The organism is Acinetobacter sp. BWR-L5, from assembly GCF_039655985.1.
GTDB lineage: Bacteria > Pseudomonadota > Gammaproteobacteria > Pseudomonadales > Moraxellaceae > Acinetobacter > Acinetobacter johnsonii.
This window is the reverse complement of sequence record NZ_JAGFEV010000003.1, coordinates 414,687-433,392: the sequence shown is the minus strand read 5'-3', so window position 1 is coordinate 433,392 and position 18,706 is coordinate 414,687. Positions and strand designations below refer to the sequence as shown.

Annotated in this window: 17 protein-coding genes and 4 tRNA genes; 11 read left to right on the top strand and 10 right to left on the bottom strand. The window is 41.9% G+C overall.

All coding sequences use genetic code 11. The features are described from left to right. Positions 1-43: 43 nt before the first annotated feature. Positions 44-523 carry an rRNA maturation RNase YbeY gene (ybeY, locus tag JZ787_RS07850; protein WP_279735206.1) on the top strand — a complete coding sequence of 160 codons (480 nt, stop codon included), beginning with the start codon at positions 44-46 and terminating at the stop codon, positions 521-523. Positions 524-624: 101 nt separating this feature from the next. Beyond that, the gene (locus JZ787_RS07845) at positions 625-1,035 is read left to right on the top strand and encodes a hypothetical protein (protein ID WP_346312059.1); all 411 of its coding nucleotides are present in this window, start codon (positions 625-627) and stop codon (positions 1,033-1,035) included. Between the two features lie 170 nt (positions 1,036-1,205). Here the strand turns inward: JZ787_RS07845 and JZ787_RS07840 are convergent, their stop codons facing one another. Then, the gene (locus JZ787_RS07840) at positions 1,206-3,401 is read right to left on the bottom strand and encodes a TonB-dependent siderophore receptor (RefSeq protein ID WP_346312058.1); all 2,196 of its coding nucleotides are present in this window, start codon (positions 3,399-3,401) and stop codon (positions 1,206-1,208) included. A gap of 290 nt (positions 3,402-3,691) precedes the next feature. Further along, positions 3,692-4,549 carry a TonB family protein gene (locus tag JZ787_RS07835; RefSeq protein WP_062032467.1) on the bottom strand — a complete coding sequence of 286 codons (858 nt, stop codon included), beginning with the start codon at positions 4,547-4,549 and terminating at the stop codon, positions 3,692-3,694. 260 nt (positions 4,550-4,809) lie between these two features. Between JZ787_RS07835 and JZ787_RS07830 the strand changes: the two genes are divergently transcribed. The 5 genes from JZ787_RS07830 to JZ787_RS07810 all read left to right on the top strand — a co-directional run bounded on the left by JZ787_RS07830 (position 4,810) and on the right by JZ787_RS07810 (position 8,937). Continuing rightward, entirely contained in the window at positions 4,810-5,487 is a 678-nt protein-coding gene (locus tag JZ787_RS07830; RefSeq protein ID WP_004977854.1) for a hypothetical protein, read from the top strand. Between the two features lie 155 nt (positions 5,488-5,642). Beyond that, positions 5,643-6,353: a DUF3108 domain-containing protein gene (locus JZ787_RS07825; RefSeq protein ID WP_346312057.1), complete on the top strand. Its 711-nt coding sequence runs from the start codon at positions 5,643-5,645 to the stop codon at positions 6,351-6,353. Positions 6,354-6,443: 90 nt separating this feature from the next. Further along, on the top strand, positions 6,444-7,019 hold the full coding sequence (locus tag JZ787_RS07820) for a xanthine phosphoribosyltransferase (protein ID WP_004691243.1): 576 nt from the start codon (positions 6,444-6,446) through the stop codon (positions 7,017-7,019). A gap of 277 nt (positions 7,020-7,296) precedes the next feature. After that, complete coding sequence (locus JZ787_RS07815) at positions 7,297-8,349, top strand: sensor domain-containing diguanylate cyclase (protein ID WP_346312056.1); 1,053 nt, start codon at positions 7,297-7,299, stop codon at positions 8,347-8,349. A gap of 213 nt (positions 8,350-8,562) precedes the next feature. Then, a complete protein-coding gene (locus tag JZ787_RS07810; RefSeq protein WP_087527405.1) occupies positions 8,563-8,937 on the top strand; it encodes a hypothetical protein in 375 nt (124 codons plus the stop codon). Between the two features lie 42 nt (positions 8,938-8,979). Here JZ787_RS07810 and wrbA read toward each other — a convergent pair whose 3' ends face one another. Further along, positions 8,980-9,573, bottom strand: coding sequence for an NAD(P)H:quinone oxidoreductase (gene wrbA, locus JZ787_RS07805; protein ID WP_346312055.1), 594 nt, complete (start codon positions 9,571-9,573; stop codon positions 8,980-8,982). 115 nt (positions 9,574-9,688) lie between these two features. On the opposite strand from wrbA, the gene JZ787_RS07800 reads away from it, so the two are divergent. Beyond that, a complete protein-coding gene (locus JZ787_RS07800) occupies positions 9,689-10,939 on the top strand; it encodes a YihY family inner membrane protein (RefSeq protein WP_346312072.1) in 1,251 nt (416 codons plus the stop codon). 82 nt (positions 10,940-11,021) lie between these two features. On the opposite strand, the gene JZ787_RS07795 is transcribed toward JZ787_RS07800, so the two are convergent. After that, positions 11,022-11,957: a DMT family transporter gene (locus tag JZ787_RS07795; RefSeq protein WP_346312054.1), complete on the bottom strand. Its 936-nt coding sequence runs from the start codon at positions 11,955-11,957 to the stop codon at positions 11,022-11,024. 104 nt (positions 11,958-12,061) lie between these two features. Between JZ787_RS07795 and JZ787_RS07790 the strand changes: the two genes are divergently transcribed. Next, positions 12,062-12,874: a helix-turn-helix transcriptional regulator gene (locus JZ787_RS07790; RefSeq protein WP_218288524.1), complete on the top strand. Its 813-nt coding sequence runs from the start codon at positions 12,062-12,064 to the stop codon at positions 12,872-12,874. 53 nt (positions 12,875-12,927) lie between these two features. On the opposite strand, the gene JZ787_RS07785 is transcribed toward JZ787_RS07790, so the two are convergent. From JZ787_RS07785 to JZ787_RS07760, 6 genes are all read right to left on the bottom strand, one after another. Then, the gene (locus JZ787_RS07785; RefSeq protein ID WP_346312053.1) at positions 12,928-13,572 is read right to left on the bottom strand and encodes a fumarylacetoacetate hydrolase family protein; all 645 of its coding nucleotides are present in this window, start codon (positions 13,570-13,572) and stop codon (positions 12,928-12,930) included. Between the two features lie 42 nt (positions 13,573-13,614). Then, entirely contained in the window at positions 13,615-14,112 is a 498-nt protein-coding gene (locus JZ787_RS07780; RefSeq protein WP_346312052.1) for a YcxB family protein, read from the bottom strand. A 270-nt stretch (positions 14,113-14,382) separates the two neighbouring features. Then, positions 14,383-14,459: transfer RNA gene (locus JZ787_RS07775), tRNA-Arg, on the bottom strand. A 275-nt stretch (positions 14,460-14,734) separates the two neighbouring features. Beyond that, positions 14,735-14,811: transfer RNA gene (locus tag JZ787_RS07770), tRNA-Arg, on the bottom strand. Positions 14,812-14,859: 48 nt separating this feature from the next. Beyond that, positions 14,860-14,936: transfer RNA gene (locus tag JZ787_RS07765), tRNA-Arg, on the bottom strand. Between the two features lie 14 nt (positions 14,937-14,950). Further along, positions 14,951-15,040: transfer RNA gene (locus JZ787_RS07760), tRNA-Ser, on the bottom strand. Between the two features lie 264 nt (positions 15,041-15,304). On the opposite strand from JZ787_RS07760, the gene rnr reads away from it, so the two are divergent. Continuing rightward, positions 15,305-17,743: a ribonuclease R gene (gene rnr / locus JZ787_RS07755; RefSeq protein WP_346312071.1), complete on the top strand. Its 2,439-nt coding sequence runs from the start codon at positions 15,305-15,307 to the stop codon at positions 17,741-17,743. Positions 17,744-17,799: 56 nt separating this feature from the next. Further along, positions 17,800-18,681 carry a VanW family protein gene (locus JZ787_RS07750; protein WP_234951100.1) on the top strand — a complete coding sequence of 294 codons (882 nt, stop codon included), beginning with the start codon at positions 17,800-17,802 and terminating at the stop codon, positions 18,679-18,681. Positions 18,682-18,706: the final 25 nt, after the last annotated feature.

The following is an 18,706-nucleotide window of genomic DNA, read 5'->3' as shown; positions in this document are numbered from 1 at the left end:
GCATTTTAAAATGCCCGCAGATATCATTATTTAAGGATCTATTTTGAAACTGAGTCTTTCTCTACAACAGGACTTTCAAGCACCTGAGTTGGTCTTGAAACGTGGCTATATCAAAAAAGTTGTAGAAACTGTTTTACGTCATATTGGCACACAGAGTAACTGTGAAATTGGTATTGCTTGTGTCGACCATGACGAAAGTCATAAAATGAATTTGGAATATCGCGGCAAAGATAAATCAACCAATGTATTGTCTTTTCCGAGCGACTTACCCGATGAAATGGCGCAAATCCTTGACTCATTTCCCATTGGCGATTTGGTCATTTGCATTCCTGTGGTGCTGCTGGAAGCGAAAGAACAAAACAAAGCGCCACTGACGCATTTCACTCATATGTTGGTACATGGCACTTTGCACCTCATGGGCTATGACCATGAAACGTCAGAAGCAGATGCTGAAGAAATGGAAGGTATCGAAATTGAAATTTTGGCTAAACTCGGTTTTGAAAACCCTTATTTAGAACAATAGCTATTAGATCTGAAACAACTCACCCGATTCATCTCGATGTGTCGGGTTTATTTATGCTAAAAATAATGCAAGATGAAAAAATAAATGAAGAGATTATAAAAATGCATACATCGATTTCAAAACTACTCTGCATTATCGCCCTATCTTGCACCACGCCACTTTATGCCAAGAGCAATGATGAAAATCAAACATCCTGTCAGGAAGTGAAGTTTCAAGACACTGTTCAGGCGTGGGCTGGACATTATTATTTAAACGGCGTTATGGAGGTCGGTTCCGAGCTTTTACTAGAACACAACGGTAAATTTAAATGGTACTTAGCTGTCGGCTCTTTAGATCAATATGCTGAGGGGACATGGTGGAAAAATGGCAACTGCATTGGTTTAAAGGCACTGCCGAAATATAGCAAGTATTTAGAAATTTTTCCTAGCCGCCTAGATGTGGAAGAGTCTCATTTAACTGTGACTTGGATCGGTGGACGTCAAGACGGGGCCTATGTCCGTGCAACCCAATAAACTGAGCGATCCCAAATAGCATAACAACTTAAAACCAATATACGGCCATTTAAGTCTGAAAATGAGAACATGCTTACTCAACTCAAGACAGCATGTGAATAAGCCGAGACTTATCCACATTTTAATAAAAAACGGCTGTTAATAAGCCGTTTTTGTATTTCTGAAGATTTTTAGAATTGATAGCGGAAAGTGAGCGTTGCATTACGTGGTTCGCCGTATACCATACTGTTTACGCCTATACCTTCATAGTACTTTTTATCAAACAGGTTATTGATATTTAATTGTGCTTTAATATTTTGATCAATATCATATGCAACCATCAAGTTAGCTAAAGCATATGCATCTTGCGTAATTTTTTGGCTTCCTTCACCAGTATAGAACGCACTCTTATAGTTTACTCCACCGCCAACACTCCACTTATCTAACGTGTATTTGGTAAATAGATTTGCCGTTGTACGTGATGCAAGCGTTTCAACTTTTTTACCGGCTGCATCCTCTGCACTAAAGTGAGTAATACCAAAACTCAGATTCCAGTTTTTAGTAAGTTCACCATCAAGTTCAAATTCAATACCTTTGCTTTCAACCCCATCAACACTACGATAGGCTTGTTCTTTGGTTGGATCGCCATTTGCATCAGGAATAAAGACATTATCAATTGCTTCCGCAACATTGTCTTGCTGTGTTTTAAACACTGCCAAACTGGCATTCAATTGACCATCTAAAAACTCGCCTTTTAGCCCTGTCTCTAAGCTATTCCCATTACGTGGATCTAGATACTCACCATTTACATTTCTTTTATCTTCTGGTTTGAAGATTTCGGTATAACTCACATACCAAGAATAATCATCTAGGAAGTCAAAAACCAAACCTGCATAAGGCGTAACTTCATTGTTAAATTTACGGTTATTTACACCATCTTCACTTTCATACTTCCAATTTGACACGCGTACCCCTGTAATCAACTTTAAGGGTTCAAGCAAAGTAAACTTACCTGCTAAATATGCCCCGGTTTGTGTCGTTTTATTAGGTACCTGATAAAGATTTGTATTAGAAATATCACCCGCTAATGGCATATTGATATCATCAAAATCAATGGTTGCCCCTGAAAGTGTTGGCGAACCCGAATACCAAGTGTCATTTTTACTTTGGTTATACATAAAACCAGCAACGACTTCTTGCTGTAAACCACCCAACGTAAACGGTGCCGAAATAAAAGTATCAATATTATTTTCTGTGGTTTTGGTGCGATCAGACCATGTCGATAATGAACCAACACCTTGATTTGTCGCCTTATCGACTGTTCCAGTATTAGGAACCGTGCCCCCATTAGCATAGCTTGGTCCAAAATACAAAAGCGCAGTTTCTTGCTTTAGTTCTCGATAAGAATAATTAATATTTAAATTAACATCCTTAAACAACTTTTGTTTCATTGTCGCAAAGGCTGAAATCGTATCAGTGTCCCAATAGGTCCAATCTGAAGAAACAATTTTTGATCGATCAAAATTAGTTCTTGTCCCATCTCTGTAGAAAGCTGGTAAGCCGCCCCATCTCACACCATCACGCTCAAGGTTTTGATAGCTTGCTCCCACAGATACATAAGTGCTATCTGTCAAATCCGCATCAATTACACCATAAAGAACATTATTTTCTTTTTCATATCCATCCATGAATGAATCTTTATTTTCATGTTTCACAACTAACCGACCTCGAACATCGCCATCACGAGTTAAAGGCGCAGAAATATCAGCAGTAGAGCTATAATTGTCCCATGAACCAAAAGATGTACTTAAGCGTCCTGTTAACTCTTTTGAATCGGCATGTTTTCGGATCATATTAATGGCAATTGCTGGGTTTCCTGCCCCTGTCATTAAACCATTGGCACCTTTCACCAATTCAACTCGGTCATACATAGTGAGATCCGGATCACTTGCATCCATACCAACTGTGCTAGGAACGCTATCAAATAAGTAATAGTCCACCTCAAAACCACGAGCAGTAGGGTATTGACGCTCATCCCAACGATTTGCAGCTAAACCTGTGACAGTATTTAGCATATCTTGGAAAGAATTAATATTTGCATCATCTAAATACTCGCGGGTTAAAACTTTAACCGACTGCGGTGTTTCACGAAGCGACAAATTTAATTTGGTCGAAGTACTGGCACTCTTAGCCGTATAACTCTTTGTTCCTTCTGTTACGGCTGGATTCTCTTCCTCAGCCTGAACAGTGATGGTTTCAAGCTGGGTGCTTTCATTGCCTACTGTAGATGCTGCAGATACCAACGTCGGGAGAAATACCGTTGCTGCTGCCATAGCCAACATCAGTGGGCTAACTTTGAAGCGATTTAACGTTGGAGAGTTGTACATAAAACTATGTCCTTATAACAGGGATCGAATATTTAAAGGCATGCACGCTCTCACCCCATCGCTTCGCTATAAAGAAAGATGTCTCAATGCTTAAAAATATTTAACAAAAAATATACCGCAAATGATAATTATTTTTATTATCAATTCAAGTTTTAAGAAGTAAACCTAATTTGTTGTTTTTTATTGTTTAAAATAATTAAAAACCAAAACAAATAAATAACATATTGTTTTTTAAAATTTTTATTAAATTTAAATTAATTATAATAATTTCGTATAAAGAAGTGCACAGTTCAGTGCACTTCAAACTCTGCCTCTGCTGGATCAAAACGCCATGTACGCACAATGCGTAACTCAGAAATATCCTTCATTTTGGCATCAAATCCACCAAATGGTGCAGCCTTGCGCACCGAGGCTTTTGCAGCCTCATCAAGCATCTCATGACCTGAACTATCAATCAGGCGAATAGCTCGGATGCCTCCTGATGCATTTAGAATCACCATTAAACGTACTTCACCCGCCAGCCGCTGCTGTTTAGCTGCTTCTGGATAGTAACGGTTGCCATAAAATTCCACTTTCTGACGGAACTTTTCAAGATAAGCTGCTGAAATATCTTGCTTGGCTTGAATACCATCGACTGTTTTGATTTTTTGCTGACGGCTAAAGTTTTGTTGGCGTTGTAAATATTGCGCTTCAAGGCTGGCCACCATTGCTGCTTTGGCTTGAAACTGACTGTTCATTTCTTCCATGGCTTTTTTGCGCTGGTTATCCTCAGCTTGTTTTTGCCAACTTAAAGTCGTCATTAACAGTTTTTCTTCAAAATTCAGCTCACGTTTTTGTTGGATCTGTTCTAAAGTTTCACGCTGCTGTTCGCCTGTACTTTGCTCAAGCATCGGTGCGGGCATGTCACTCGACATGCGATGTGACTCACGAAAGGTCCCTGAACCTTGTTGATCGGCTTGTGCTAAAAAATCTGCGTTTTCAATTTTTTGATCAGAAGGACGCAAGGTAACGGCAATTTCTTTCACTGCCGCATCATTTTCTTGAGGCATCGCAAATTGCAAAGTCAAAATCACGAGATGCAAAAATACCGCCAGTACGACAGTCGCTGTAAAAATTGGGTCTTTCCACCAATCATGAGCCAAAGGCATTACATTTATTTTTCTAAGCATCACACCAAACCGACAATTTGTCTTGTTCCCCAAAGCGCAGGCGCGCAGTATAAAATAGACACAGTCTTCATTTTATTGCGTAGAATGAGACCTTGTGCCATTTAGATTCACTGTTTCATAAAATCATGAAAATGGTGCAATTAATTTTGCTAAACTGCAAGGTTCATGAGCAGTATTTTTCAAACATTTCGACCAGAGATCTGATCGCTCAAACACGTTGATTCGCTAGGACGCCTCTTATGCAAACGCTTATTTCCAACATTTCAAATCGTTTACGCCAAGTTTATCAAAAGGCGGAAGGATTTATTGAGGATGAGCGCGAGTTTCCAATGTCTCAAGTCTTTTTAAATGCCACTTTTCAACGTTTTGTGACCGACAACGTGAGAATGTTGAAAGACTTGCATGCCGACTTACATGATGATTGGTTACGTTTATACGCCACGCTCGATTATAACGGGCTCAAACTCACGCTTTCGGTAGATTTGAAACTGGCACAAATGGAGTTAAATAAAAAAACGCAGTTGATCGTATTTGAGCAAATCAGTGACACCAGTGTGCTGGATGCTGAATATCCAACTGTATTTCATAAAATGGGTGTGCGCTGTGCCCTATTCTTTTATCAAAAAGTCCTGAACCAAGACCCTTTAGGCATGATTTTAGAAAAACTGAATGTGATTAAAGTCAAAGATGATCTACTGCATTTGGATCTGAATCGCTGGTTAGGAAAAAATCGTTCTATTATCGATACCTTAGGTAAAGTCCATGTCAATCATGCCGTGTTGCGTGAAGCAGAATTGGTGGTGATCGGTAATGTCAACTTAACGGCATTGTTCAATAAGTTTTCGCAAACCTCGATTGATGACTTGATTGAACCTAATCTAGACGAAAGCACGGTCTCGCCAATTCGACAAAAATAATTCGGGATGCTGCGACTAAAATGTGACTTAAGGTGGGTAAAAGAAACATAAAACTACAGTTTGCCCTATGTTTCGAATTTTTTCTTCATAATCAACGTGCATAATATTTCTATGCAAAAAATTTGTGCCTACAACTGAATAGGAAACTTTTTCTTATGGCTAAATCAATGTTGAAAACAGTCGCAATGGCAACAGGTGTCAGCACCTTGCTCTTTGTCGGTTTCTCCAGTCAAACCTTTGCCATGAGTCCATTCCAAGCCAGTTATCAATTTAACTATAATGGCAAAAACATGGGCTCAGCGACACGTACATTATCAAAATCGGGCAACAACTGGAACTATGTCTTTGCAGCCAAAGCTGGTGGTATCGCCTCTGCAACCGAAAGTAGTCGCTTTAGTTTTAATGGTAAGCAAATTCAGTCCAGCAGTTTTAGTCGTAGTAGTAAAATTTTGGTGCATAACAACACCATGAGTATTAACTTCAATCCAGCGGCAAAAATCATCAATACCAAGAAAGACAAAGAAGCGCGTTCTTTCGCGTGGAAAGCCGGCGTACTGGATGAACTGAATGCTGAATTACAGCTTCGGGAAGACATTAAAAATGGCGGTTTAAAATCGACCTATTATTTGGCCGATGCCAAAGAAGTGGAAGCACGTAAATTTGTGAAGCAGGGTTCTGAGTCAGTCAAAACTGATTATGGCACCTTTGACACCATTAAAGTGGTGATGAAACATGACAAACCTGGCCGCGAAACCATTTTTTGGTTAGCACCTAAATTGGACTACCTTCCAGTCAAAGTCAGCCATGTTGATAAGAAAACATCCTATGGATTGCTATTAACGGGTTATAAAGGTGCAAGCAATTAGTCATTTTGACGAATTTTACTTGCATTTTTTCAGGTGCTTCCTAAAATACGCTTTTGCTTGAAAAAGCACCTGCCCCTAGAGGATTCTCCCGTGTACGCACTAGAACAGAAAATCTTAAGCGAAGGTATCGTTCTATCTGATGAAGTTCTGAAAGTTGATGCTTTCTTAAACCACCAAATTGATCCGGTTATGATGCAATTAATCGGTAAAGAATTTGCTGCTCGTTTTAAAGATGCAGGCATCACTAAAATCATCACGATTGAAGCATCAGGTATCGCACCTGCAATCATGGCAGGTTTAGAACTGGGCGTGCCCGTTATTTTCGCGCGTAAATACCAATCTTTAACCTTAAAAGATGACCTTTACCGCTCAAAAGTCTTTTCGTTTACCAAACAAACCGAAAGCACGATTGCAATTTCAAATAAGCACATCAGCTCAGCAGACAAAGCCCTCGTGATTGATGACTTCTTGGCCAATGGTCAAGCGGCATTGGGTCTGATTGACTTAATTCACCAAGCGAAAGCAGAAGTTGTAGGTGTCGGTATTGTGATTGAAAAATCATTCCAACCTGGTCGTGACATTTTGCTTGAAAAAGGCTACCGCGTTGAATCTTTGGCACGCGTAAAGTCATTGGCAAATGGCACTGTTGAATTTGTTCGTGACTAATCACGGCGTTTAACTTCAAAAAAGAGCACTTCAGGTGCTCTTTTTTTTGTCACTCAGATGACCCGCGGGTCATCCACATGTAAATGCCACATTTGCGCTGTAGGTTATTTTTAATTTAAAGTAAAAATATATCGTTTTTTTTCAATTTAATTACACATTAAAGTTGGAGAAATGCGATTTATATAGCATGATCAAATCTAAAAGGTAATGTCCACTTTCTAAGAGCAAAACAAACAAAGACTAAATTGGATACTATTTTATAGAGATACCGAATTGAATGATAAACAAGAAACAATTAACTGAACGATCATTTACCCCAAGCCAACTATCTGGCTTTGATGGCGCGCACTCCATTCAACTCCCCGTAGACTTCATTCACGACTTGAGTAAAGCAGACTCCTTGCAAGCTGTTTTAGATACCATTGCTTACTGGATTTCTCACGTGTTTGATGCGGATCGGGCTAGTATTACCCTGCAAGATACTGAAGAATATCTCAAGCTGTATTCGATCTCAGGCTATCATGCGATTCCGATGGATTTTAAAATTCCGATTGGGCAGACTTTTGTCGGACGAGTCTTTGCCCACTCTCAACTGATCATTTGCGATGACCTTGCTCAGTCGGATGAGCTGGATTGTAAAATGCTTTCCGAGCATGGCATGGGCACCTGTATGGATGCGCCCATGATTCACAATGGCGTGTGTATTGGCACCTTAAATGTGGCAGATCAACGTAAACATCACTACACCCTACAACAAGCGATTCTTTTACAGAGCCTCGCCACATGGTTAGCTTTAAACATTAAACTGCATTTACAAGTGCAAGAAATGGCGGTCTTAGCGTCTACAGATGAACTCACAGGAACCTTTAACCGTCGAGTATTTGTGCAAGAAAGTAATCAAACCATGCAGCACTTCAGCCATACTCGCGTGCCCTTTACGATAGGCATCTTAGATATTGACCATTTTAAACAGCTGAATGACTGTTATGGGCATACAGCAGGTGACCATGTGCTGAAAAAGATGGCCAAACAAATCCGTAGCATACTGCGTGACGAGGACTTTTTAGCTCGTATTGGTGGTGAGGAATTTGCGATTATTTTACCCGCCTGCTTGGGTGATGAAGCGATGCGGGTCTTTAAACGCATCTGTTCAACGATTGAAGCGATGGAAGTCCACTATGAACAAGAAGTGCTGTGTTTCACGGTCAGTATAGGGGTTGCTGAAGTCGGTAAACATGATGCAGATGCAGAGGATGTCTTTAAACGCGCAGATAAAGCCTTGTACTGTGCCAAGCAAGCAGGAAGAAACCGAATTCACTTTGCCAACTAAACCATATTTAAAAACACAGCATAAACTACTCAACAAAATTACACGTTTAATAAATATTATTTGCTGCAAGTTCCACTAAGATCTACTCTAGATTTAGTTGTTTAGATCTTTCAAATTCAAGCGCAAAACACGGTTGTTCTGCGCAACGTGTCATCCACACCGTAAAACGGCTACTAGCTTCAATCACTAGTAACCCGAATAGGCCAATAGACTATGGAAAATACAATTCTCTGCCCAAAATGTGGCTCTAGTGAGGTTGAAAAACGCAATCACGAGCAACAACTGACTAAAATTGGGGGCGTATTGCTCAGTTCGGCAGGTGCAACCGCTGGTACCGTCGGTGGTGCAGCATCTGGGGCCTCTATTGGCGCTGCCATCGGCGCAGCGGCTGGACCTCTTGGGGTAATTATGGGTGGTACCATTGGCACTTTTGTCGGCGCAGTCAGTATTGGTGTAACAGGCGGGTTTTTAGGACATCGTTTTGGTAAAAAAGCAGGTGTAATTGTCGATAAAAATGTATTTCTTGACTATAAATGTCTCAAATGCGGTACAAAATTCAAAGAGCAGCATCTGACGCCAGCTCCATAAGAAAAAGCCCATACTTGATGGGCTTTTTTTATGTCTCAATGCCTAGGCCTGTAATTTCTTCACAACTTCCCCAAGACGCTTACCTTGAGCTTCGCACAGCACTTTTTCATCTTGACTTAAGCTCTGATCATGTCGAGGCCCGCTGACATGGCTCGCACCATAGGGTGTTCCACCTGTCTTCGTATTTGACAATGCCGGAATGGCATTATTCAACCCTAAAATCATCATGCCATGATGAAACAATGGTGGCAGCATGGTCAACAATGTGCTTTCTTGGCCACCATGCATCGAACCTGACGAAGTAAACACACAAGCTGGCTTGCCATGCAAAGCTCCATTGAGCCAAAGACTGGTGGTTTGGTCGAGGAAATATTTCATTTCAGAGGCCATGTTACCAAAGCGAGTTGGTGAGCCTAGTGCCAAACCTGCACAGTTCTCCAAATCCGCTAAACTACAATAAATATCGCCTTCTGCAGGAATACTCGGCTCTGCTTCCTTCACCACAGCCGCAATATTTGGCACCGTTCGAATTTTAACTGCAACACCACTGGCTTCAATTCCATTTGCAATCAGATGCGCCATTTCACGGGTACTGCCGTATTTGCTGTAATATAAAACTAAAACATAGGTTTGCATGAATAGAGTTCGGTGACAGAAAAAATAAAACTATACGGTATTTTTCCTATTTTTTGGTTAAGCTTAGGGTGAAAAATGTAGAAAAGATGAAGAAAACAAAAGAGATACTTTGCCTATGTTAGAACAGTACTTAAGAAAACTTCCTTTCTATGAGAAAACTTGGTTTCAGTTCGTTTTATTTGTACTGCGCCGCTTTGAGGCCGATCGATGTCGTGAACAAGCGGGTTCACTAACCTATACCACCCTGTTTGCCGTCGTTCCGATGCTGACCGTTTTTTTGGTGATCATTTCCTCAATCAAAGCGCTTGAACCTGCACGGCAGCAATTACAACAACTGATCTATAGTAATTTTTTACCGAAAACCACGATTGCTTTTGATAAGGCCTTAAATGCGTTTACCGATAAATCCAGTAATTTAACCATTATCGGGATCTTATTTTTATTCGTCACTACCGTCATGATGCTGACCAGCATTGAAAAAGTGTTTAACCGTATTTGGCGAGTCCGCGAAACACGTGGCGGCATTATTGGCTTTATGCGCTATTGGACCATTATTTCTTTAGGCCCTATTCTACTTGGTAGTGCCTTTGTTATTTCATCGACGATGGCTTCCCTCAATGTTTTGAGCAATAATTTTGCAGGCTATGAGCTCAATGGCGCATTTGTCCTGTGGCTGATTTCATTCTGCTTAACCGTCGTCGGCTTTTTTATTCTGAATTGGACCATTCCAAACCGAAGTGTCCCGATTAAATCGGCTTTGATTGCAGGCTTATTTAGTGCTGTCGTGTTTGAACTCCTGAAAAATTTGTTCGGCTTTATCATGTCAAACTTCACCAGTTATGAAGTAATTTATGGTGCCTTTGCTGCGATTCCTATTTTCTTATTATGGATTTTTTTGTCGTGGAATATTGTCCTGATTGGTGTTGAAATCAGCTACGCGCTCACCGCATTTACTGCCCACAAAGAACAAAAGCGCCATCCTGTGATTATGTTGCTCGACCTGATGGAACTGTTTTATAAAAAGCAACAACACGGACTCAGTGTTTCCGATGATGAAGCTTTAGATGTTTTAGGAAGAGATGAAATTGGACGTTGGCCGAGTTATGTATTAATGCTTGAACAGCAGAACTTAGTTAAACGTACCGATGACAACCAATACGTGCTGGTGCGGAATTTATCCCAAGTCGATTTTTGGAGTTTCTATAGTCAGCTTCCCTATCCATTACCGAAGCGTCGCGACTTAAGCAAGGTGCATCATGACGATCTTTGGATCAAGAAAATTGGGCCAGCCTTAGTAGAATCAGATGATTACTTGGCTGCCAAACTTGCCATTCCGCTGTCTACAATTTTTGATGATAAATCTTAAAACTTCATATAAAAAAGCGTGTCCAAGACACGTTTTTTTATATGCTGAATCAAAGCAGTCTGAGCTCAAGCTTACTCTGTATTTACTGCAAAGCCACTTTAAATGCCTGTGCATACTGCTTAATTTTATGATGCAAACTCACCGCTACCACCCCCATCAGCACAAAGCATGTTCCCACCAAAAAGTTGAGTTCTAGCTGTTCATTGAGTAACACCACACCAAAACACATACCAAAGATTGGGGTCAAAAAAGAAAAGACGCCCAACTGTGAGGCCAAATATTTTTTCAACAGCCAAAACCAAATCAGATAACTGGCAAATGACACGACAACGGTATGGAAAAGCAAACTTGTAAGAGATAATACAGACCAGTGAATCGTCGCTTGCCCCATGAAAAAAGCCACAGGCAATAACACCAAGAAAGCGATAAAGAGCTGATAAAATAAAGTTTGGGTCGCAGGTGCCTCTGCTAGTTTAGTCAGCCGAACAGCAATAGTCGTGGCTGCCCACAACACCCCTGCTAAGAGTGCTAAAACATCACCCCAAAGTGCAGAACTTGCAGCTGCTTGTGAAACTGCAGGACGAAATAAAAATGCTATCACGATCCCAAAAAATGCACATGCAATGCCCAACCACTGGATAAGTGATAAACGTTCTGAAGGCAGCTTCCAGTGCAAACCCAATGCTACAAAAATAGGCGCGGTATAAAGCAAAACCACGGTATGCGCCGCTGAGGTAAAACGTAAAGCTTGCGCGACCAGAAAAAATTCAGCTGCAAATAAAAGCCCAACTAAAATTCCTGCGGGTAAGTAGTCTCGCCCCCATAAAGATGTGCCCTTTGCCAGCTTGATCATGGGGTAAACCATCAACGCAGAGAGACCTGAGCGAAGTGCAATTTGCATCACTGCAGAAATATCGGGGGCAGCAAGCTTTAACACCACTTGTTGCAATCCCCACAAAATACACAGCCCAAACATAATCCCTGAAGCTTTACTGTCCAGCGCTTGACGACTACTCACGACCTGCTCCACTGAAAAAGATCAAAGCTCACTATAGATTTGTCTGAAATAAAACATATAATTTAAAACAGACAAGAGATCTTCTTATTCAGGCAATTTCAGCCATGCCCCAACGACAACAAAAAAAGAGCGCGCCACTCAAACAATTACCGACCAATGATGATATTGATAAATTATTGTGGATCAGCTTTCGCGAAGACCCCGCGCAGTCGGTTTATCCCGTGCATGGACATGCATGGGGCGAATTTGTATATGCCTTTAATGGCGTGATGGAGGTGAATATCAACCAGATTGACTACCTTACCCCGCCACCTTATGGCATTTGGCTTCCACCCAATGTAGCCCATAGCAGCTTAAATCGTACCGATGTTTCACATGGCACCTTGTATATCCATGAAAGCTTATGCACTCATCTGCCTCAACAAGCCGGTATTATGCTCAGCTCACCTTTGGTCTCGGCACTATTTAAGCATTTGAGACAACATAGCCTGCCAGATGATGCACCTGAACATATACGCTTACTCTATGTCTTGCTTGACCAATTACACCATGCAGAATTGGTCAGTAGCTATTTACCGCACTCTGAACACCCGACCCTGAAAAGTATTTTAGATTTTTTACATCTACATCCTGCGGACAACAGTTCTTTGCAACAACTGGCAGTACAGCACAATATGACTGAACGCACACTCGCACGTTATAGTCAAAAAGAACTTGGCATGTCCTTGAATGAATGGCGACAGCGCTTAAAAGTCATGAAAGCCATGAGCATGCTGACAGAGGGGAAAAAGGTCGAAAGTATCGCACTAGATTTGGGCTATGCCAATGCATCGGCCTTTATTAATATGTTTAAACGCTGGATGGTATATACCCCCGATCAGTTCCGTAAACTGTACCATAGCCACCAACAGCGCTAAAAAAAGATCACCGAAGTGATCTTTTTGAATGATGGGGTTTGAAAGCCTGTAAATTAAGCTTTAACAAAGGTATTCCAAGAATAATCTTGGTTTTTCCCTTTTAGAGTCATTTTCAACTGCTCGCCCGCCTGTAATGCAGCGACCCCAGCAGGTGTCCCTGTCATGACCACATCGCCTGCTTCCAAAGTGAAGACTTGGCTAATGTCGGCCAGCAAGGTGCCAATATCAAAAATTAAGTGTGCAGTGTTGCCCGCTTGGCGCAGCTCATCATTGACATGAAAACTGTAATGCACATCATCCCAGTCCTGTACCACATCAGAAATAGCAACCCAGTCTGCCAGTACACACGAACCATCAAAGGCTTTGGCACGTTCCCAAGGCTGGCCTTTGGTTTTCAAGTCATCTTGTAAGTCACGTAAGGTTAAGTCCAAACCTAAAGTTACAGCCCCTACCGCTTGCAGGGCTTGAGCTGGATCGGCTGCTTTGCTTAGGCGATGGTCAATGCGTAAAACCAGTTCACACTCATAGTGGCAGCTGCCCCATGCAGGATTCCAAGAGATGCCCGCATCTAAACTGAGCAAACTGCTCGGTGGTTTGATAAATAAAACGGGACGATCAGGAATCGCATTGCCTAATTCTTTGGCATGGTCTGCATAACTACGACCGACACAGACAATTTTAGATGGACGTGTACTCATGATCTTCCTCTGATTTTTTGATGGTGTTATGGAACAAAATGCTTATTTTTTGAAAGTATTTTCAAATTTTGCTTGATCCGCGCTATCGGCCAACGCACGCTTAGGCACAATCACCACAGTACGGTTTTTCAGCTCAAGCATATAGGTCAACTTGCCACTGGCAAACTTTTGCACTTCATTATAATGGACCACTTGCTTGCGACCATTGGCATAAATTTCCGCATAATCTTGGTATAAATCGATGCCTTGCTCACTTTTACCAAACTGATATTTCACAAATTGGCGCTTAAACATCATCGGCAGAAACCAATAGCGCATGAGAATTTGTAAAACCAAGAAAAATATACCCAACACCACATAGTAGCGACCGACGCCTGAGAAGCCGAGCATAAAACCCCACACAATAATCCCGACACTAATCAACGGCGTGATAAAACGCGTCATTTGCTTTTTACCAAAGGTCGCTAAGGCAAAACCATCTTGGGATTCTTCTAAAGTAAGGAAATAACGTGTCGATAATGCAGGCTTGTTCTCTGACATAGGGTCATATCAAATAGCTAAAAATATTGTGCTCAATACTACAACACTATTTGGCATTTTTTTAGGACTTTAGCAGATCGATGTTGATTAGCTGGCTATCCACTTAAGCCGAGGCCATACCGATATCAGAGCTACATTATAAAACTGAGATGCAAGAAACAACTGAATAACTACGGCAAAAAATCCATCCCTGCTATGGATTTCTACTGAACAGAAAGTGCAGGCACAAAAAAACCGCAACATGTGCGGTTTTTTCAATATTGATCAAGTTGGTGCGCTCAGAGAGATTCGAACTCCCGACCCCTTAGTTCGTAGCCAAGTGCTCTATCCAGCTGAGCTATGAGCGCGACGTCTTGATGGGGTGAATTATACGTGAATCTTATTTTTTGTTAAGTCTTATTTTCATAAAAGCCGATCAACTGCCCAGTTATTAAGCATAGTGGGTATAAAACGCTGAATAAACCAACAGATTGATCATTCCATACGAACATAGCTAGGGAATCACGCAAGAATAGCGCTTTATTTATATCAAATTTTTCTTGAAGAACCACTTTCTCAGGCCAAGCACTTCATTTTTAACAGGCACAAAAAAACCGCAACATGTGCGGTTAATTGTTCAAGTTGGTGCGCTCAGAGAGATTCGAACTCCCGACCCCTTAGTTCGTAGCCAAGTGCTCTATCCAGCTGAGCTATGAGCGCATTACTTGTGTGCCAATTCAGGCGATACGTTACATACAGTTTACTTATTGGTGCGCTCAGAGAGATTCGAACTCCCGACCCCTTAGTTCGTAGCCAAGTGCTCTATCCAGCTGAGCTATGAGCGCGACATAAGTAAAGTTGGCGGTGAGAGAGGGATTCGAACCCTCGGTACAGTTACCCGTACGCATCCTTAGCAGGGATGTGGTTTCAGCCACTCACCCATCTCACCGTAACGTGCGGCCATAATACAAACTTCATGCTAGCACTGCAAGCACAGACTCTCAATTTTTTGCATATTTCTGTTCAATTAAATACTTTTTAAACAATTTAGGGCGGATTCATCCGAATTTCTTCTTTTCTCTACATCTGCATGTTGAATAAAACAGCAGATATTCTAAATTGCCGACATAAAACACAATATTGCAATCATTTGCGTGCAGTCTGTCTTCGCATGACTTATGCTAATCCTATCTACTGACATACAGCCAAAGACATTATGAAAAATTGGGTCGATCCTGAAGCAAAAGCTGAAGCTGAACGTTATGACAACCCTATTCCGAGCCGCACGCTCATTTTAGAAACCATCGAAGAAAAAAAGACGGCTTTATCGCATGCGGACTTGGTCGAAATTTTTGAAATTGCAGATCAAAAAAGCATTGAAGCGCTCAGCCATCGCTTAATTGCGATGGTTCGTGATGGTCAACTGATGAAAGATGGCTTTAAGTTTCAAATTGCCGAAGAGCAACCTGAACATGAAGCAACGGTTTACATCAACAGTAAAGGCTTTGGCACGGCGAATATTGCAGGGCATGAAGACTTACTTCTACCTGAACGCGAACTGCGCCAAGTGTTTAATGGTGACCGTGTTAAAGTGCGTCAAACCTCAGTAGACCGCAAAGGTAAAGCTTGGGGCTTTATTACCGAGGTGGTGCAACACCGTGTGAAGCAAATCATTGGTAAAGTATCAATACATGATGGTGAATACTTTATTCAGCCAGCAAATCCGAATGCGCACCAACCGATTACTTTAGAAAAAGAGTTAATCGAACACGCACAAGTCAAAGTGGGCGATTCGGTTCGTGTCGCAATTGATGACTACCCAACCAAAGATGAGTTGGCGACAGGTCATATTGTGCAATCGATGGCAGACAAGGCCGACACTGAAATTATTATTCCGCAAACCATTTTAGAGTTTGGTTTGCCTTATGAGTTCCCAGAAGAAGTCATTAAAGAAGCAGAAAGCTTTAAAGAGCCTTCAGCGCAAGACCGTGAAGGTCGTATTGACCTACGTGATTTAGCCTTAGTCACTATTGATGGTGAAGATGCACGCGACTTCGATGACGCGGTCTATGCAGAAAAACGTCCAGGCGGCGGTTACCGTGTGGTTGTGGCTATTGCAGATGTCAGTCACTATGTCCGTTCTGGCAAACCACTGGATGATGAAGCCCAAGAACGGGGTACATCGGTGTATTTCCCACATTTTGTTTTACCGATGTTGCCTGAAGCTCTTTCGAATGGCTTATGCTCACTCAATCCACATGTAGACCGTCTATGTATGGTCTGTGATTTAAACCTGTCACGTGCCGGTCGCGTCACCAAGTTTGAGTTCTACCCGTCTGTAATGCACTCAAAGGCGCGCTTAACTTATACCAATGTTGCCCAGTACTTTGACGGCGACAGCAGTGCCATTCCTGAAGACCGTGATGTTCGCAAATCCTTGAACACCCTGTTCCAACTCTATCAAGTCCTCAAAGGTTTACGTGCTGAACGTCATGCCATGGAATTTGAAACCGTTGAAACGTACATGACATTTGATGAGCTGGGCGGCATTAAGGAAATTTTACCGCGTACGCGTAATGATGCGCACAAACTGATTGAAGAATGTATGTTGTTGGCAAACGTGGCAGCGGCTGAATATGCGCTACAACATGATGTGCCAATGTTATACCGTATTCATGAACCACCTGAGTTTTCACGTATTCAAAAAGTACGCGACTTTGTCAAACTGCTCGGTCTACCGTTCCCAGAGCAGCCGACTCAGAAAGACTACCAAGCCGTGATTGATGCAACCAAAGACCGTATTGATGCCCCAAGTATCCATGCCGTGCTGTTACGTTCAATGATGCAAGCCTACTATGGTGCGAATAACGCAGGTCACTTTGGTTTGGCATATGAAGCCTATACGCACTTCACCTCTCCAATTCGTCGCTACCCAGACTTATTGTTACACCGTGCGATTAAAGCCAAGTTAAAACATAAACCTGCACCTCTTTCAGGGGCTGCGCTAGATGATGCTGGTCAACATTTCTCGGCGACTGAACGTCGTGCAGATGAAGCGTCTCGCTCTGTCACCACATGGTTGAAATGCCATTATATGCAGCAGCATTTGGGTGAAGAGTTTGTCGGCACCATTTCTGCAGTGGCAGAATTTGGTCTGTTTGTGACACTCAAAGACTTATATGTTGATGGCATGATCCATGTCAGCCAACTGGGCGATGACTACTTTGTCTATGACCAACCAAGTCAGAGCTTGATTGGGCAGGCACGCGGTCAAAGCTTTAGCTTGGGCGATGAAGTCAAAATCAAAGTTGCAGCAGTGAATTTAGAAGACCGCAAAATTGATTTTGAATTATTGCAGCAACTCTCACATGGTGGTCGGCCCATACGTAGTCGAGCGCCCCGTGTTGGCAAAGCCAAAACAGCACGAAGCGAAAGTAAAGAAGAAGTCTTTAGCGAGTCGACAAACGCCTCTCCCAGTAACAGCGGAGACCAGCCCATACGACGCAAAAAAGATAAATCCCAACCTAGCTCCTACAGCAAAAAGTCTGGTAAAAAATCTTCATCAAAGTCTGAAACAAAGGTTAAAGATAAAGTGAAGAAAAAGTCGAAACCTAAAAAGAAAAAATCAAATGCAAAAGCGAAAACTGAGTAAATGATGTAAAAGGTGCTAGGGCTTAATGTTCTAGCACCTTTTTTCATAGGGCCAACATGAACTTTTTGCGTTTATTTTTAAGCAAACCTATCAGCCAATACCATCCCCTGCTTTATTTCATGGCCACGCGTAGCCGACGTATGATGCGCTATTGGCAATGGAAAACAGATGGGAAAGACTACGCACATTCATTTTCTGATGTCCCTTTGGCATTTCGCGTCAAAAAGCATCAGTCCGTTCTGATTCGTAAATTAGGCGACAGCAATCAGCACTGGCAACACAATAAAGTCATCAATCTCAAAATTGCCACTCCGTGTATTTCCGGGATTTTAATCCACCCAAAACAGACTTTTTCTTTTTGTCAGTTAGTGGGACAACCAACAACTCAAAAAGGCTATGTTGAGGGAATGGAACTCAGCTTTGGTCAAGCACGCGGTGGTATCGGTGGCGGTATTTGCCAAATTGCCAATCTCATTCACTGGCTTGTCTTGCATAGCCCATTACAAGTGGTACAACGTTCACAGCACTCCTTTGACCCTTTTCCAGATCATGGTCGTGTACTTCCATTTGGTAGTGGCGCTGCAATTTTTTATAACTATATCGATTATCAATTTTACAACCCCACCCCACATAGCTTTCAAATTCGGCTGTGGTTTAGTGAGAAATGTTTAGAAGGTGAACTGCGTTGCTCTGCCGATTTAGGCTATGTCTACCATGTGTTTGAACAACAGCATGCCTTCCTAAAAATCGGGACGGATTACTATCGTCAAAACGAAATTTGGCGACACCGTAAAGAAAAATATAAAAGCGGTGAAATCTTAGCAACTGAATGTATGACCCGTAACTTTGCCAAAGTGCTTTATCAGCCCTCACGCATTGATCAGCACTACCCTTCATGGGCTGAATTTCAAGCGGCGCAAAACATCAAAACCAATTAAAACTTGATTTCCCACGGCATCACCC

Coding starts and splice junctions, on each gene's coding strand:
- JZ787_RS07845 (WP_346312059.1), top strand. CDS start 625: ATGCATACATCGATTTCAAAACTACTCTGCATTATCGCCCTATCTTGC.
- JZ787_RS07840 (WP_346312058.1), bottom strand. CDS start 3,401: ATGTACAACTCTCCAACGTTAAATCGCTTCAAAGTTAGCCCACTGATG.
- JZ787_RS07835 (WP_062032467.1), bottom strand. CDS start 4,549: ATGCCTTTGGCTCATGATTGGTGGAAAGACCCAATTTTTACAGCGACT.
- JZ787_RS07830 (WP_004977854.1), top strand. CDS start 4,810: ATGCAAACGCTTATTTCCAACATTTCAAATCGTTTACGCCAAGTTTAT.
- JZ787_RS07825 (WP_346312057.1), top strand. CDS start 5,643: ATGGCTAAATCAATGTTGAAAACAGTCGCAATGGCAACAGGTGTCAGC.
- JZ787_RS07815 (WP_346312056.1), top strand. CDS start 7,297: ATGATAAACAAGAAACAATTAACTGAACGATCATTTACCCCAAGCCAA.
- JZ787_RS07810 (WP_087527405.1), top strand. CDS start 8,563: ATGGAAAATACAATTCTCTGCCCAAAATGTGGCTCTAGTGAGGTTGAA.
- wrbA (WP_346312055.1), bottom strand. CDS start 9,573: ATGCAAACCTATGTTTTAGTTTTATATTACAGCAAATACGGCAGTACC.
- JZ787_RS07800 (WP_346312072.1), top strand. CDS start 9,689: ATGTTAGAACAGTACTTAAGAAAACTTCCTTTCTATGAGAAAACTTGG.
- JZ787_RS07790 (WP_218288524.1), top strand. CDS start 12,062: ATGCCCCAACGACAACAAAAAAAGAGCGCGCCACTCAAACAATTACCG.
- JZ787_RS07785 (WP_346312053.1), bottom strand. CDS start 13,572: ATGAGTACACGTCCATCTAAAATTGTCTGTGTCGGTCGTAGTTATGCA.
- JZ787_RS07780 (WP_346312052.1), bottom strand. CDS start 14,112: ATGTCAGAGAACAAGCCTGCATTATCGACACGTTATTTCCTTACTTTA.
- JZ787_RS07750 (WP_234951100.1), top strand. CDS start 17,800: ATGAACTTTTTGCGTTTATTTTTAAGCAAACCTATCAGCCAATACCAT.